This window comes from Aquirufa antheringensis (genome assembly GCF_023921165.1).
In the GTDB taxonomy this organism is placed as follows: Bacteria; Bacteroidota; Bacteroidia; order Cytophagales; family Spirosomataceae; genus Aquirufa; species Aquirufa antheringensis.
The window spans coordinates 1-15632 of record NZ_CP049835.1 but is presented as its reverse complement, the minus strand read 5'-3'; the positions used below and the strand labels follow the sequence as shown (position 1 = coordinate 15632).

Sequence of the window (15632 nt, the reverse complement as noted above, 5' to 3'; positions counted from 1 at the left end):
CAGTTTATCTTTCACTATTTAATTCTATTTTTGCCACACAAAATTGAAAAGATGGTAATTTTTATTGATGATCGACCGATCAGAATTGTGAAGAAGAAGGAGTTGGGAGAAATGCCATCTAAAGAGGATTTTGATTTAGTCCTTGACGCCAGATTATCCCCTTTGAAAGTGGAGAATTTCAGCGGCCATACGTGTATAATCAATGCAAGTGCAGATCAAGTGGAGAAAATTCTACTGAATTTGCATGCTAAGTCGGGTATCCATTTTCATGCTCTATACCTGATTGTGGATGACCGAAAGCTGTTTAAGCAGAAGATTGTCAAAATGTATCAGCTGGTAGAAGCCGCTGGAGGAGTGGTTCTTAATCAGAATCAAGATGTTTTATGGATGTATCGTTTGGGTAAATGGGATTTGCCAAAAGGTAAATTAGAAAAGAACGAGAAATTCGAAACGGCCGCCGTTCGTGAAGTAGAAGAAGAATGTAATGTCAAAGCAGCATTAGGCCTTAAAATTTGTACTACTTACCATACCTACACGCACAAGAATAAGCTAGTGTTGAAAAAAACACGCTGGTATGCGATGAAAACAAACTTTACAGGGATACTCATTCCGCAAACGGAGGAAGGAATTGAAAAAGTAGAGTGGTTGAATGAAAAGAAACAAATTCAAGCCTTGACGAATACGTATTCATCCATTCGGCACGTCATTGAGAAATTCAAGAAATTAATCTAAGGTATACGGTAAGTATTGGTCTACTGGACTGCCATAGCGATGTAAATCGCGGATGATAGTGGAACTAATCGGTGCTAAATGAGGGGATGTAATAAGGAAAACAGTCTCTAATTCATTGTGAATATGTCTATTCACCTGAGAAATGGAGTTTTCATATTCGAAATCTGTCGTATTGCGCAATCCTCTTATGATAAACTTGGCGCCATATTCGTGTGCCACATTCGCAGTCAAGTTTTGATACGTAACAACTGAAACAGGTTTTCCTTCAAAGGTCTTGCGAATATAATCTTCCATTTTCTCTAGCGGAAAATAGCGCGTTTTGGAAGAGTTTTGGCCTATACCTATAATGACTTCGTCAAATAAAGCCAATGCTCTTAACACAATATCCTCGTGTCCCTTCGTAAAAGGATCAAAAGAACCAGGGAAAAATGCTTTTTTAGGATTGGACATAAGGTATTTGATAAAGTGATGCGTCTGCAATTTCTTCTGATTCTGCGACTAATAGAGGAGGATATAAGGTCCAATTTAAGGAAAATGCGTCCCTAATGGATTGCAAATAAAAGGCTAATTCGATGGCCGATTCAAAGCGGAATACATTCGCTAATTGCAATTTGTTTCCTTGGTATAGACTGGCGAAAGCTAATTTGCCCTGAATCAATAGGTTTAACTGCTGATCGTTATTTAGCAAACATGATGCTAAACTATGAGTATAGCTTATTTTTGCATAAGCAAAATGAGCAGATATATGGTCTTTCCAATCACTAGGAACAAGGAAAATTAATGTAGCGTCTTCGGTAGCAATAGCTTGTTGCTGTATCTCTTTGCCTACTAACGCATTTTCTCCCAAAGCCTTTTCTAAGAATCCTAACCGAAAAGTGGGGGAGTCAAATGTATTCGGAATTAACAGGAAATACTCATTCGAGATTTCAATATGGACCGATGTGATGCGGTTATCCTTTTTCGGGTGAGCGAGTAATTGCTCCCGGAAATTCTCCGCGTTTAGTCGGAGATGTAGGGTTTCTGCCAAATTTGTGGGTTCCATAGTCTCTAATTCGTTTCGAAATTGCAAAAAAAATATGATAATCGGTGCCAAAATTAGTAATTTTGCACCCTATTTAATCCAGCTCCTATGTTGCAAGTATCTAATGTGTCCCTTCGTTTTGGGAAAAGAGTCCTTTTTGAAGAAGTTAATATCAAATTTACCGAAGGTAACTGTTACGGATTAATCGGTGCTAATGGCGCAGGAAAGTCCACCTTTTTGAAAATTTTATCAGGCGAAATTGAATCGCAAACCGGTTCCGTTTCGATGAATCCTGGTGAACGTATGTCGATTTTGAAGCAAAATCACTTCGAATACGAGGAGGTAGAGGTATTGCAAACGGTGATTATGGGTAATAAACGCCTGTATGACATCATGTTAGAGAAGGATGCCATTTACTTAAAAGAAGACTTTACAGAGGCAGATGGCAATAAAGCAGCGGATTTAGAAGCAGAATTTGCGGAATTAAACGGGTGGGAAGCAGAATCAGAAGCGGGTTCTTTACTGAGTGGTTTAGGGATCGCAGCAGATTTGCATTACACTTTATTGAAGGACTTGAATGGATCAGATAAAGTGAAAGTCCTTTTGGCTCAAGCCTTATTTGGAAATCCTGATATTCTTCTTTTAGATGAGCCTACGAATAACTTGGACATCGATTCCATTTTGTGGTTAGAAGGCTATTTGATGAACTTTAAAAACACGGTGATTGTGGTTTCTCACGATCGTCACTTCTTAGATAATGTGTGTACGCACATTGCTGACTTAGATTTTGGCAAAATTCAACTATATGGTGGTACCTATACCTTCTGGTATGAGTCCTCTCAATTAGCGGCTCGTCAACGTACGGATCAGAATAAAAAGACCGACGAAAAACGGAAGGAATTAGAAGAGTTTATTCGTCGTTTCTCTGCTAACGTAGCGAAATCAAAACAAGCGACTTCTCGTCAAAAAATGTTAGATAAATTACAAGTGGAAGACATCAAGCCTTCGTCTCGTAAATACCCTTTCATTAATTTTAAACCTGAAAGAGAGGCGGGAGATCAGTTGTTAAGCGTTGAGAATTTGTCGGCTACGACAGAAGATGGAACTCCTTTATTCACGAATTTATCTTTTACGATCAATAAAGGAGATAAAGTGGCCTTGTTAGCGAAAGATTCTTTAGCGATAACAGCCTTGTTAGACATTCTGGCAGGTGAAAACACGAAATTTACGGGTGAGTACAAATGGGGCGTCACTACTACCCAGACTTATTTACCGAATGATAATGCGAAATATTTCCAAGATGATTCCATGAATCTAGTCGATTGGTTACGTCAATATTCCGTAGAGAAAGACGAAAGTTTTATTCGTGGTTTCTTAGGTCGTATGTTATTCTCAGGAGATGAGGCATTGAAAAAATGTACCGTCATCTCAGGAGGGGAAAAACAACGTTGTATGTTCTCCCGTATGATGTTATCAGGTGCGAACGTGCTTTTATTTGATGAGCCTACGAATCACTTGGACTTAGAATCCATTACCGCATTGAATAATGGTATGATTGAATTCCCTGGAACGATGTTGTTTACTTGCCATGATCATCAATTGACTGATACGGTGGCGAATCGCGTGATAGAAATCGGCTCGAAAGGTCATTTAGATAAATTAATGACCTACGATGAGTTCATCACCGATCCCACGGTGAAAGCTCAAAGAGCCGCACTTAAATAATAAAAAAGGCCAGCACGAAAGCGCTGGCCTTTTTTTTATAAAACTGATTTTATCACAAAATAAATCTAGTCGATAAGAAGTTCGATTGTTGGTTCTCTACAATCGCATTCACGATATCTTTGTTCGATTGAGTTGCTTTAGTAGCGACAACTGTACGAATGGAGAATGAACGCAAGGCAGCTGTTACCGACAATGTACCTTCTGCAGAATCCTTACGGCCTGTGAAAGGGAAGGAGTCTGGTCCGCGTTGACATTGAGCGTTAATGTTCACACGTGAAACTTGGTTCACTGTCGCATCGATTAATTCCGAAATTTGGTTGACGTCTGTCCCGAAAATCGCCACTTGCTGTCCGTGAGACGACTCATGGATATAATCGATTGGCTCATCTAAGCTTTCGAATGGAACTACGGGTACCACTGGTCCAAATTGCTCTTCATGCCAAACCTTCATCTTACTGTTTACTGGATACAACAACGCAGGGAAGAAGATGGATTTGAAGTTCTCTCCTCCATGTTCGTTCAATACTTTAGCACCGTGTAGCTTCGCATCTTCAATCAATTCAGTTAAATAAGCTGGCTTGTTCGGTTCAGGAAGGGGGGTAATTTGAACGCCTGGTTCCCACATCATGCCTAATTTAAGCGTTTCAATTTTCTTTGCTAAGCCCTCGTTGAATTTATCCGCAAGTGATTTGTGTACGAAGATAATTTTTACCGCCGTACAACGTTGTCCGTTGAAAGAAAGAGATCCTAAAAGGCACTCATTAATAGCCGAATCTAAGTCAGCACTTTCCGTTACGATAGCTGCATTCTTAGCATCTAAGCCTAAAATGGCACGTAAACGGTTTACTTTCGGGTGCATCTTCTTTAATTTATCCGCTACTTTGGATGAACCAATTAAAGTTAATACATCGATTTTGCCTGATTCCATTAATTGAGGAATGATCGAATTCCCACGTCCGTATAACGTGTTAATCACGCCTGCGGGGAAAGAATCTTTGAACGCCTCTAATAAAGGGTAGTGTAATAAAGTACCGTGTTTCGGTGGTTTGAATAAGACGATATTTCCCATGATCAAAGCTGGGATAAGCGTTGTAAAGGTTTCATTTAACGGATAGTTAAATGGTCCCATACAAAGTACCACTCCTAAAGGAGAACGTCTTACTTGCCCGATAATTCCTTCTTCTATTAAAAAAGTAGAAGAAGTACGATCGATATCTTTCAATGCACCAATCGTATCGTAAATATATTGAACCGTACGGTCGAATTCTTTTTGAGAGTCACCTAGTGATTTACCGATTTCCCACATTAATAATTTAACGACCTCGTCGCGCTTTTGAATCATCTTCTGAGTGAACTTCTCCACACATTCGATGCGTTGCGCTACTGTCATGGATGGCCATTCGCCACGTCCATTGGAATAAGCTTTCACGCCAGCGTACAAAACTTCCATCGCATCTGCTGCATCCGTGATAGGATAGGAGCCGATTCGTTTTTGTTCAAAACCTTTATCTGTTTTTACGTAGATGGGTGACCAAACGTCTTGCGTTTTGCCTTTCCATTGCCGCATTTCTCCATTGACTAAATACTCTTTTTGTTCAATGGGTTGTGTTAAATCGTATGCTGCAGGGATTTCTTCCGCGGAGGGGAAGAGACTTTGTAAATTGTTTTCGGGCATCGTCCTTGTTATTAATTTTTACAAATTTCCGGAATTAGGACATTTCAATTAATTGACTGAATCAATTATTTAAAAAGTACCACGTTTTTCCGGTTATTTACTATTATAAAGACGGCGAACGTTCAATATTACTCCTTTTTTACAGGATATTTTCTTCGGATTTTATTGATAATGAACTTGTTTTGTTCGGTGAAGCTAGCAGGATGCAGTAACGCGAAGGCCGTAGACCAGCTAGAAAAAAGCACTGGCTCTGCCGCTGAAAAAGTGCTGGAGCAGATATTTTTTTGAGTTAGGTATTCGTTAAATTCCATACGTCCAATTTCGTTTTTTAGTCCACAATAAGATAAACGCCAGTAAAGATAATAAAGCGGCAAGTAAAAAAGGTATGGGAATTTGGCTCGCTACCCCTTGGTAAATTTCACCTGAAACATAGGCACCTATGCCTATTCCTGCCTCTAATGCGATGTACATAGTTGCCATGGCACGTCCCATGTGGTTTTTATCGCCTAGGTCATTGGTCCAAGCAGCTAACGTAGGAGTGTTAACTCCCCAAGCCATTCCATAGATGATGGCTGAGACTATTAATAAGTAGGAATTAGCTGAAAATACGAGTAAAAACATCGAAAGGCTTAACATGAAGCAGCCAAAAATCAACACGGGAATACGTCCGTACTGATCAGAAGTTTTGGAAAAAAAGAAGCGAATGAGAATTGAGGAAATCGTGTAAATGGTAAAATACAAGCCCTTATTTGTCCAGCCCACTAGCTTGGAGGTGTCCGGGATTAAGGTAATCATAGCACCCGCAGAAAACGAAACGAATAACATAACCCAAAAAACGGGAACTACTTTGGGTTCAAAAACGTCTTTCCAACCAATGCGGAAAAGAGAAAAGCTAAAACGTGATTTCATCGCTTTGGGCAGAGTCTCCTTCATTCGACTCAAAATAACGATAGAAGCTAAAGCGAAAATAGAGGAGATGTAAAACATTTGGTCCAAACCGTAATGAGCAGCTAAAAAACTGCCTATCGCCGGTCCAATAGACATGCCTGTAGCGGTGAAGATACCGAGACTGCCTTGTGCTTCTCCTCTTCGATCCTCAGGAATAACATCTGCCACGTAGGCGGCTGTGGCCGTAGGTTTCGTCCCTGTAGACATTCCATGAATGAAGCGTAGAAATAAAAAGCCCTGAACCGTATGAAGCATTGGATAAAGTCCTCCACAAATAAAGCAAACGAGAGATCCGAAGGCCATGATGGGAATGCGGCCAATGTGATCCGTTAATTTTCCAGAGAAGGGACGCGAAAAACCCGCTGCGAGTGTGAATAATGCGATGGTATAACCAATATACTCTTTGCCTCCTAAACTCGCTAAATAATCGGGTAATTCTGGAATAATCATCGAAAAGCTAGCTGAAAACAAAAAGTTACTCAGGCAAAGCAAAAAAAACGGTAAGGTATATAAAGACGGTTTTGCGGCTACCATTTACAGGTCTTCTTCTAAAATGGTGGCTATTTCTTTCTTATTCAGACCTAACAGGAAGGCTGGCAAAAGAATCAAGTTGCAAATCATCGCCATCAGTAGCGTTACCGAAACTAAAATCCCCAAGGCTTGCGTCCCTTTAAAGGTAGAGGCAGTAAAAATGAAGAAGCCAAAGAATAAAATCATCGCCGTATAAAACATCGAAACCCCGGTTTTTAGAATGGTGGTTTGTACTGCTTTTTGCACATTTTGATTGTTTTTAGCCCATTCCTCTTTGTAGCGCGTTAAGAAATAAATCGTTCCGTCACTCGAAATCCCGAAGGCAATAGAGAAGATTAATATGGTGCTAGGCTTTAAGGCAATGCCAAAATACCCCATCAGGCCGGCCGTAATAATCAGTGGAATTAAACTAGGTAGCGTAGAGATTAACACCATTTTCCAAGAGCGGAATAAGAGTGCCATCAAGATACAAATCAAAATGATCGCTGTAATCGTACTTTCGATTAGGTTCACTTGCAGGTACGCTGTTTGGAACGCATAGATGACCGAATTACCTGTCACATCGGCTTGATAACCTCTTTTATCTCCAGCAGGTAGTAGTTCGCCTGTTTCGATATCCGTTCTAAAGATACTGTCGATTTTAGGTTGAATTTCATCAAATAATTGCTGCGTTCGAACCGTTCCAGCATCCTGCATTTGAAAACTAATACGTGTAAAGCGTTTGTCTTTATCGATGAACCCGGCAAAAAGGTTGTTGTTTTTACCATCTAGGCTCGATTGAAAGTCCTTTAGCTTCGCTAATTCATCGATTCCCGGTAAGGTAAAGTATTTCGGATCTCCACCTCGATATACTTGGTAAAGGTATTTCGTAGCGGTTAAAATAGAAAGACCCTGCGTGAACTCGGGGTACTTTGCTAGCAATTTTTCGGTTCGTTTGATTTTGGCCAAAAGTTCCGGCGTCAACGCTCTCCCTTTTTCAAACGCATCGATATTCACCTCAAAAGGCATCACGCCCTTAAAGCGATCTTCTACAAACTTTAGATCGGTATAGATGGCATTATCTCGAGGCAAATCGTCCACAATATATCCCACGGCTTGAATTTTACTCAGGCCATAGAAAGAGATGACTAAAACGATCGAAATAAAACCATAGATGAATTTCCGGTGATGTAGTACCCAAACATCCACTCGATTCAAGAATTTATTCACTCTCACTGACTCAAAATGCGCTAAATCTTTTTGCTTCGGAGGAGCTAAGAAACTAAAGAAAATAGGAATCAATACTAGCGAAACAAAGAAAGTGATCATCACATTTAACGCGGCCACAATCCCAAACTCGACTAACAAAGCGGAACCCGTAAAGGCAAAAACCCCAAATCCGATCGATGTGGTCAAATTAGCTAAGAACAACGTTCTTCCTACTTTCGACGCACTTTCGATTAAGGATTCTTCCTTGCTTTTACCTGATAAATAGGTCTCGTGGTACTTATTCAATAGGAAAATCACATTCGGAATTCCGATTACCACGATAAGTGGAGGAATTAAACCAGATAATAGGGTGATCTTAAACCCGAAGAAGACAATGGTGGCTAAAGAAGCCACAATGCCCACAAGGACCACGATATTCGCAAAGAAAACTACTTGGAATGAGCGGAAGAAGAACAATAAGATTAATGAAGTCACCAAGATAGCTAAACCCAAGAACAGGCTTAATTCCTTTGTTACCTGCGACGTATATTCGGTGCGTATGAATGGCATACCTGTCATATGCACCGAATGCTTTATTTTCGCTTGGTATTGTTCCCCTAATGCTTTTATATTTTTAACTAATACAATACGTCCTTTGTCATTGATGACCTTTTGGTCTAGAGTGATCAACAATAAATGCGTCTTCAAATCTTCTGTGTAAAGGAAGTTTTTGTAGATAGGTAATCGGTCTAATTTGGCCTTAAAAATAGTTAGATTGCTTTCATTTAAAGTTAATGTACTATCTAACAAGGGGCGCGTTTTGAATTTCTTCTCTACTGAGTCAATGTATAATTCAGGTAAAGTCGCTAGGGAAAGTACATTCTTAATACCCGCTTGCTTTTTGACCGCATTACTTAAATCTCGCCAAGCCTGAAATTCTGCGGGGCTAAAAATGGAAGGATTTTCGACGGCAATGACCATCACCGCACCATCCTCACCGTATTTCTTTTTAAAACCTTCGTAGAGTTGAAAACGCTCATCTGAAGCAGGAAGGATTTTCGCTAATTCGTAGCTAAGTTGAATTTGACTTGCCTTAAATCCTAACCCAATGGTTAGTAGCAAGATGAATCCTAATAAGGGAAATTTATAGTGTAGGATGCTTTTACCAATCCAATTCCAAGCGTTTTTCATAAATTATTTCAGTAAGACCTCCGCTATGACCAAATCCTCCGGCGTGGTGATTTTGATATTTTTATAAGATCCTTTTACTAGGTTAATGGGTATTCCTAAAGCTTCTACCACGCGTGCATCATCCGTGAAATCTGCTGAGTAATCTTGTTTAAAGGCCTCTTTGAGGTCTTTGACGGAGAAGATTTGGGGTGTCTGAATTAAACGAATTGATTCGCGATTCAAGTGTTCGAAACATCCTTTTTCATCGGAATAGGACCGAACAGAATCTTTCGAAGCCACGGCTAACACAGCATTTCCTTTTTCTGCTGCCATTTGAAAACTTGCCTGAATTAACTCAGGATCAATTAAGGGTCTCACTCCATCGTGAATGGCCACCATTCCGTCCTCTGATAAGGTCTGAATCGCCTGTTGGCTACTTTGGAAGCGGGAATTACCACCAGCGACTAAACGATGTGGAATAGAAGGTAATTCAGCTATTAGCGTTTCCCAATAAGTAAACTGATCAACTGGTAATACCAGAATTATTTCTGTAGAAGTATCGGCCTTGTAAAAAGCCGCAAGGGTATGATATAAAACGGGTTTGCCTTGCAAAAGCAAAAATTGTTTAGGGACCGCGCTTTGCATACGCTGACCGGAACCCCCTGCGACAATTATGGCATATTTTTTCAAAGCAAACCCGATTAATTCAATTAGATGATTAACATGACGTCACCATACGAGAAGAAACGGTATTTCTCTTTGATGGCTTGCTTGTAAGCTTCTGTGATTAATTCATGTCCACCAAAGGCCGAAGCCATCATTAATAAGATGGATTCCGGTAAGTGGAAATTAGTTAATAGGGCAGTTGGGATTTTGAATTCGTAGGGAGGGAAGATGAATTTATCTGTCCAGCTATTGATAGGCTTTAAATGGCCACTCGCCGAAACAGAAGACTCTAATGCCTTCATTACCGTTGTTCCTACCGCTAATACTTGTTTTTTATTGTCGATTGCTTCATTTACAAATTTGCAAGTCGAATCGTCGATCATAAAGTGTTCTGAATCCGTTTTGTGTTTGGTCAAATCCTCTACATCCACTTGACGGAAAGTACCTAATCCTACGTGCAAAGTAATAGGAGTGAACTGAGCACCATTTAATTCCATACGCTTCATCACAATCTTGGAGAAGTGTAAACCTGCGGTAGGAGCTGCCACTGCACCTACGTGCTCGGCATAAATGGTTTGGAAACGATCGCGATCATCCTCTGTCGCGGCTCTTTTGAAACGAATCTCATCAGGAAGTGGAGTCTCACCTAATTCGTGGATCGCTTGCATTAACGCATCGTGATCACCATCATATAAGAAACGTATCGTACGTCCACGAGAGGTTGTGTTATCGATCACCTCTGCCACTAGGTCAGAATCACCAAAATACAATTTATTTCCGACACGAATTTTACGTGCTGGATCTACTAACACGTCCCAAAGACGGTGTTCTCTGTTTAATTCTCTTAATAAAAAGACCTCGATTTGAGCTCCTGTTTTCTCCTTGTTACCGTATAAACGAGCAGGAAAAACTTTTGTATTATTCGTGACTAAGACATCACCTTCGCCAAAATAGTCAATGATATCCGTGAATTTCTTATGTTCAATCGTCTTATTCTTGCGATTAACCACCATCATGCGCGCATCTTCGCGATTTTCGGTAGGGTTAAGGGCTATTAAGTTTTGGGGTAAATCAAATCTGAATTCAGATAATTTCATTCTCAGCGGGTTTGAATTTTTATAATCTACAAATATACCATATTGAAGGGGGGCTTGTCAAGGTAAATTTTTGAAACAATCTAGAATCTGCGTAGTTTAGCCCTTTAAGATACATAGAGGATGAAAAAAGTTTCCATATTTTGGTTTAGACGCGATTTAAGAATAGAGGACAATCATGGATTATTCCAAGCCTTGTCTGCTTCAGAACCGGTACTTCCTCTCTTTATTTTTGATACGAACATCTTGGATCGTCTTCCCTCTAAAAAGGATGGGCGAGTGGAGTTTATTCACCAAGCGATCACTCAATTGAATGAAGCAATAGGTGGTCACCTTTGTGTGAAACACGGTAATCCTCTGGCTGTTTTTAAAGATTTGATGACTAAGTGGGATATTGTTCGTATTTACACAAACCATGATTATGAACGCTATGGCCTTGATCGGGATGCAACAATAAGCTCGTTAGCCAAAGAAAAACGGGTAGAATTCAAAACGTTTAAAGATCAAGTTGTATTTGAGAAGGATGAAGTTTTATCAGGTGCGGGTACTCCCTACACTGTTTTTACGCCTTATTCGCGTAAATGGAAAGCTTTATTAGCTGAGACTTCACTGCCTAACTTTCCTTCCTCGGAAAGTACAAATTATGTCAGCGATACGTTTACTCTACCTTCTTTAGCTGACATTGGTTTTCAGCCTTCCGGTCTACTTTTCCCTCAGGCTAGTGTGGCGGATGAGTTGATTAGAGCTTATGCTCAGGACCGTGATTTTCCTGCCAAACCAGGTACATCTAGACTCTCGGTGCATCTGCGTTTTGGAACACTTTCGATTCGTTCTTTAGTTCGTCAGGCTTTGGGTAAGTCAGAAGTATGGTTGAATGAATTGATTTGGCGAGATTTTTATTTTAATATCCTTCATCATTTTCCCCACATATCTGACCGACATTCATTTAGAAAGGAATACGATCGAATGAATTGGCGCAATAACGAAGAGGAATTCAAGGCCTGGTGTGAAGGAAAAACAGGTTATCCTATTGTGGATGCAGGAATGAGAGAATTGAATGCGACAGGCTTTATGCATAATAGAGTTCGAATGATTGTGGCGAGCTTTTTAGTGAAGCACTTGTTGATTGATTGGCGTTGGGGCGAGGCTTACTTTGCAGAGAAGTTGTTAGACTTCGATTTTGCGGCCAATAATGGGGGGTGGCAATGGGCCTCAGGTTCCGGTTGTGATGCCGCACCTTATTTTCGCGTTTTCAATCCTACCTTACAGACACAGAAATTCGATCAATCTTTGGCCTACATTAAAAAATGGGTACCTGAATTGCAAGAGTTGAGCTATCCGGCGCCTATTGTTAATCACGAATTGGCAAGAGCCAGAGTATTAGCCGCCTACAAAGAGGCTTTAGGGAAATAGATTTTCTTTCCTAGAATGGTGTAATCGATTAAGTCGATGGTTAAAAATCCAATTTTTAAATTTACCTGTACTTTTAAAGGTACTTGATATGCGTCATCACTAATCCAAAGTCGAATAGCATCTTCCTCCTTGAAAAGGTTGTTTTTAGGTAATAAGATATTCGTTTTGATGCTAGCTCTCTTTCCTGATTCCGTCTCAATGGTCTCTTTAGCTCTTACCACTAAAACTAATTCATAAATCTTACTGTCCACTAATACCTGTGCGGACCATCTAGAACCTGGTTTTTTGTCAGACACGGGTTTACTTCGTAAGAAATAATAAGCCGAAATAAGGTCTAATAGATCTTTAGGTCCGGATATCGTACTGGTCACCGGCTTATTTTGTGGAGAGGTGATTTTAGCAAAACCTTTGTCCATTTGATATAGGACGGTTTCTTGCTTTCGGTATCTCCCTTCCCGTTTACGCATTTCAGTCTTTAGGGGAAATAGACTCTCGGTGTCTAGTTGAGCTGACCAATAATCGCGCAAAGGACTAAATAACTCAAGTACCCCCGTTGTTTTGCCTTCAATTTCTACTTTTCGAACCGTTTGATGCCCAATTGTACTTATTTCAGGGCTACTTTTAATCGTTGCTTCAGCGGCATTAATGAACCCTAGATGAATGCGGTATTGTAGATTTTCTCCTGCGATCAATGCCTTATTTTCTTGAGCGAAAAGGCTCCAGAAAGTACATAAGAATAGAAAAATAACAAGAGTCTGATTTTTCATGCCAAAGCACAATTTATTATCAATTGTTTGTATAAAAAATTAGAGGCAATTTTCTATTTTTGTATAGGTCAAACGATAAAACAAATATAGTCGTTTGCCTTATAAATTTTAGATAAAAAACGAAAATGGCGAAACAAGCTAGTGATGCGCAAGGCCTAGCGGCTGAAAAGTTAAAAGCTTTACAAACTACGTTAGAGAAATTAGATAAAGCGTACGGTAAAGGTACCGTTATGCGCTTATCAGATAGTAAAGTGATGGATGTTCCTGTTATTTCAACAGGCTCCTTAGGATTAGACTTAGCCTTAGGCATTGGCGGTGTACCTAGAGGACGTGTAGTAGAGATTTATGGTCCTGAATCTTCTGGTAAAACAACCTTGACGCTTCACATGATTGCTGAAGCTCAGAAAGTAGGTGGTTTAGCCGCTTTCGTAGATGCAGAGCATGCTTTTGATCGCTCTTATGCAGAGAAATTAGGTATAGATTGTGAAAATTTGCTTATCTCTCAGCCAGACAATGGTGAGCAGGCTTTAGAAATTGCAGAACATTTGATTTCTTCTGGTGCAATTGATATCATCGTGATTGACTCTGTGGCGGCTTTAGTACCTAAAGCAGAAATCGAAGGGGAGATGGGGGATTCTAAAATGGGTTTACAGGCTCGTTTGATGTCTCAAGCCTTACGTAAATTAACCGGTACGATTAATAAGACGGGCTGTTGCTGTGTTTTCATTAATCAGTTACGTGATAAGATTGGGGTCATGTTTGGTTCTCCAGAAACGACTACGGGTGGAAATGCCTTGAAATTCTATGCTTCAGTACGTTTAGATATTCGTCGTGCAGGTCAAATTAAAGAAAGCGCAGATTCGATCACCGGAAATAGAACTCGTGTGAAAGTGGTGAAGAACAAATTAGCGCCTCCCTTTAAAGTAGTTGAGTTCGATATTATGTATGGCGAAGGTATTTCGAAAGCGGGAGAAATACTTGATTTAGGGGTGGATTTAAATGTCATCGATAAATCGGGTTCTTGGTTTTCTTATAATGGAAATCGTTTAGGTCAAGGTCGTGATGCAGTAAAAGACTTGATTAAAGACAATCCAGAACTAATGGAAGAGCTAGAAGCGAAGATTAAAGATAAGGTCAAAGTGGATGATAGCGCGCTTCTTGATAAAGACGCGGTAGCTGAATAAGCTTGAATTTATAGGTAATAAAAAAGCGGCTAATGTAGATTAGTCGCTTTTTTTAGGATTGAACTCCTTTGAGATTAAATCGGGTAAAGAGGTTTCGAATGGTTTTTTCGACACTTTGGTCAGTTTCCATCGCCTCAGAGATGGCTTGAACAGCGTGAATAACTGTACTATGATCTCTACCTCCGAAATGATAGCCAATTGACTTTAATGGTAAATTAGTTAATTCTTTAAGCATGTACATCGCAATTTGACGAGGGAAAACATTCTCTTTCTTGCGACATTTGCCACGTAAGGTATCGAGATCGACATCAAAATGATTGGTAACTACGTCTAAGATACTTTCTACACTCAATTCCTTTTCTTGTTCGTTCACAATACTCTTGAGTGTGGACTTCGCTAATTCTAAATCAATTTCCTTACGGGTAAGGGAAGCCTGTGCCATCAGTGAAATGATCACGCCTTCTAATTCACGGACGTTAGTTTGAATGGAATGAGCTAAGTATTCTAATACATCGAAATCAATTTGGATCCCATCTTCTTGCAGCTTCTTTTGAATGATAGCAATACGGGTCTCAAAATCAGGTTGCTGCAAATCAGCCGTCAAGCCCCACTTAAATCGTGAAAGTAAGCGGTCTTCCATTCCAGCTAAGTCTCTAGGAGCTCGGTCAGAAGAAAGGATAATTTGTTTGCCTGATTGATGTAGGTGATTAAAAATATTAAAGAAGGTCTCTTGGGTTTTTTCTTTACCTGATAAGAATTGAACGTCATCAATAATTAACACATCCACCTGTAAATAGAAGTTTGTGAAGGCTTCGATGGAATTATTTCGTATTGCATTCACAAATTGGTTCGTAAACTTCTCCGTAGATACGTAAAGAACAAACTTATCTGGGAAGGAATCTTTAATCTGATTCCCTATGGCTTGTATCAAGTGGGTCTTGCCTAAACCCACACCACCATAAATCATGAGAGGATTGAATGCCGTTAAGCCTGGCTTATTAGCTACAGCCATTCCAGCTGCGCGACCTAGGCGATTGCAATCTCCTTCGATGAATTTGTCAAAAGTATATTTAGGAATTAAATAAGAATCTAATTCTAATGAATCTAAATTTTTTAACTCAAATGGACTCTTTGCGGGATTAGGAAAATTAGGAGCCTTCGCTTGTTGATTTTGAGTTTGGTTAGTAGGCGGAAGGTTAAAAGTAATAGGCGGGTTCTTACGATCCCCATTATCTACTACAATGGAATATTCTAACATTCCATGACGCCCGATAGTTAGATCTATGGCCTTTCTTAAATCAGAAACGTGCTTCTCTTCGAGCCATTCGTAGAAGAACTGAGAGGGCACTTGAATCAACAAAGTGTTGTTTTGAAATTTAAGCGGAACGATAGGGGCAAACCAAGTTGCGAAACTTTGCTCTGATATATCATTTTTGATGATATTCAGACAGTTATTCCACAATTCTCTAACTTCGATTTGCATTAATTTTATGAGTCAAACAGTTCTCAGGGCGAATT

At 39.9% G+C, this 15632-nt stretch carries 13 protein-coding genes; 4 read left to right on the top strand and 9 right to left on the bottom strand.

Annotated elements, in window-relative coordinates; translation table 11 throughout:
• The first annotated feature begins 51 nt into the window (after positions 1 to 51).
• A complete protein-coding gene (locus G9X63_RS00065; protein WP_130923218.1) occupies positions 52 to 732 on the top strand; it encodes an NUDIX hydrolase in 681 nt (226 codons plus the stop codon).
• On the opposite strand, the gene coaD is transcribed toward G9X63_RS00065, so the two are convergent.
• Positions 724 to 1182: a pantetheine-phosphate adenylyltransferase gene (gene coaD / locus G9X63_RS00060; protein ID WP_130896851.1), complete on the bottom strand. Its 459-nt coding sequence runs from the start codon at positions 1180 to 1182 to the stop codon at positions 724 to 726. The two genes, G9X63_RS00065 and coaD, sit on opposite strands and share 9 nt — an antisense overlap.
• Positions 1169 to 1774: a DUF3822 family protein gene (locus tag G9X63_RS00055; RefSeq protein ID WP_130923219.1), complete on the bottom strand. Its 606-nt coding sequence runs from the start codon at positions 1772 to 1774 to the stop codon at positions 1169 to 1171. Before G9X63_RS00055 ends, coaD begins: the two co-directional genes overlap by 14 nt.
• A gap of 87 nt (positions 1775 to 1861) precedes the next feature.
• Here G9X63_RS00055 and G9X63_RS00050 point away from each other — a divergent pair, with 87 nt between their 5' ends.
• Complete coding sequence (locus tag G9X63_RS00050; protein WP_252623083.1) at positions 1862 to 3478, top strand: ABC-F family ATP-binding cassette domain-containing protein; 1617 nt, start codon at positions 1862 to 1864, stop codon at positions 3476 to 3478.
• Positions 3479 to 3530: 52 nt separating this feature from the next.
• On the opposite strand, the gene G9X63_RS00045 is transcribed toward G9X63_RS00050, so the two are convergent.
• The 5 genes from G9X63_RS00045 to queA form a co-directional block, all read right to left on the bottom strand.
• On the bottom strand, positions 3531 to 5153 hold the full coding sequence (locus G9X63_RS00045) for an NADP-dependent glyceraldehyde-3-phosphate dehydrogenase (RefSeq protein ID WP_130896848.1): 1623 nt from the start codon (positions 5151 to 5153) through the stop codon (positions 3531 to 3533).
• Positions 5154 to 5453: 300 nt separating this feature from the next.
• Positions 5454 to 6635, bottom strand: coding sequence for an MFS transporter (locus G9X63_RS00040; protein WP_276532676.1), 1182 nt, complete (start codon positions 6633 to 6635; stop codon positions 5454 to 5456).
• Entirely contained in the window at positions 6636 to 9011 is a 2376-nt protein-coding gene (locus G9X63_RS00035) for an efflux RND transporter permease subunit (RefSeq protein WP_252623079.1), read from the bottom strand.
• Positions 9012 to 9014: 3 nt separating this feature from the next.
• A complete protein-coding gene (locus G9X63_RS00030) occupies positions 9015 to 9680 on the bottom strand; it encodes a 2-C-methyl-D-erythritol 4-phosphate cytidylyltransferase (protein WP_252623077.1) in 666 nt (221 codons plus the stop codon).
• 20 nt (positions 9681 to 9700) lie between these two features.
• Positions 9701 to 10753 (bottom strand): tRNA preQ1(34) S-adenosylmethionine ribosyltransferase-isomerase QueA, encoded by a 1053-nt coding sequence (queA, locus tag G9X63_RS00025; protein WP_130896843.1) that lies wholly within the window; start codon positions 10751 to 10753, stop codon positions 9701 to 9703.
• 120 nt (positions 10754 to 10873) lie between these two features.
• Here queA and G9X63_RS00020 point away from each other — a divergent pair, with 120 nt between their 5' ends.
• Complete coding sequence (locus G9X63_RS00020; RefSeq protein ID WP_252623075.1) at positions 10874 to 12163, top strand: cryptochrome/photolyase family protein; 1290 nt, start codon at positions 10874 to 10876, stop codon at positions 12161 to 12163.
• Here the strand turns inward: G9X63_RS00020 and G9X63_RS00015 are convergent.
• Positions 12139 to 12930, bottom strand: a complete 792-nt coding sequence (locus tag G9X63_RS00015) for a DUF3108 domain-containing protein (protein WP_252623073.1) — start codon at positions 12928 to 12930, stop codon at positions 12139 to 12141. The genes G9X63_RS00020 and G9X63_RS00015 overlap by 25 nt on opposite strands.
• A 125-nt stretch (positions 12931 to 13055) precedes the next feature.
• On the opposite strand from G9X63_RS00015, the gene recA reads away from it, so the two are divergent.
• Positions 13056 to 14114, top strand: coding sequence for a recombinase RecA (recA, locus tag G9X63_RS00010; RefSeq protein WP_252623071.1), 1059 nt, complete (start codon positions 13056 to 13058; stop codon positions 14112 to 14114).
• 52 nt (positions 14115 to 14166) lie between these two features.
• On the opposite strand, the gene dnaA is transcribed toward recA, so the two are convergent.
• On the bottom strand, positions 14167 to 15597 hold the full coding sequence (dnaA, locus tag G9X63_RS00005; protein ID WP_130896839.1) for a chromosomal replication initiator protein DnaA: 1431 nt from the start codon (positions 15595 to 15597) through the stop codon (positions 14167 to 14169).
• Positions 15598 to 15632 lie beyond the last annotated feature (35 nt).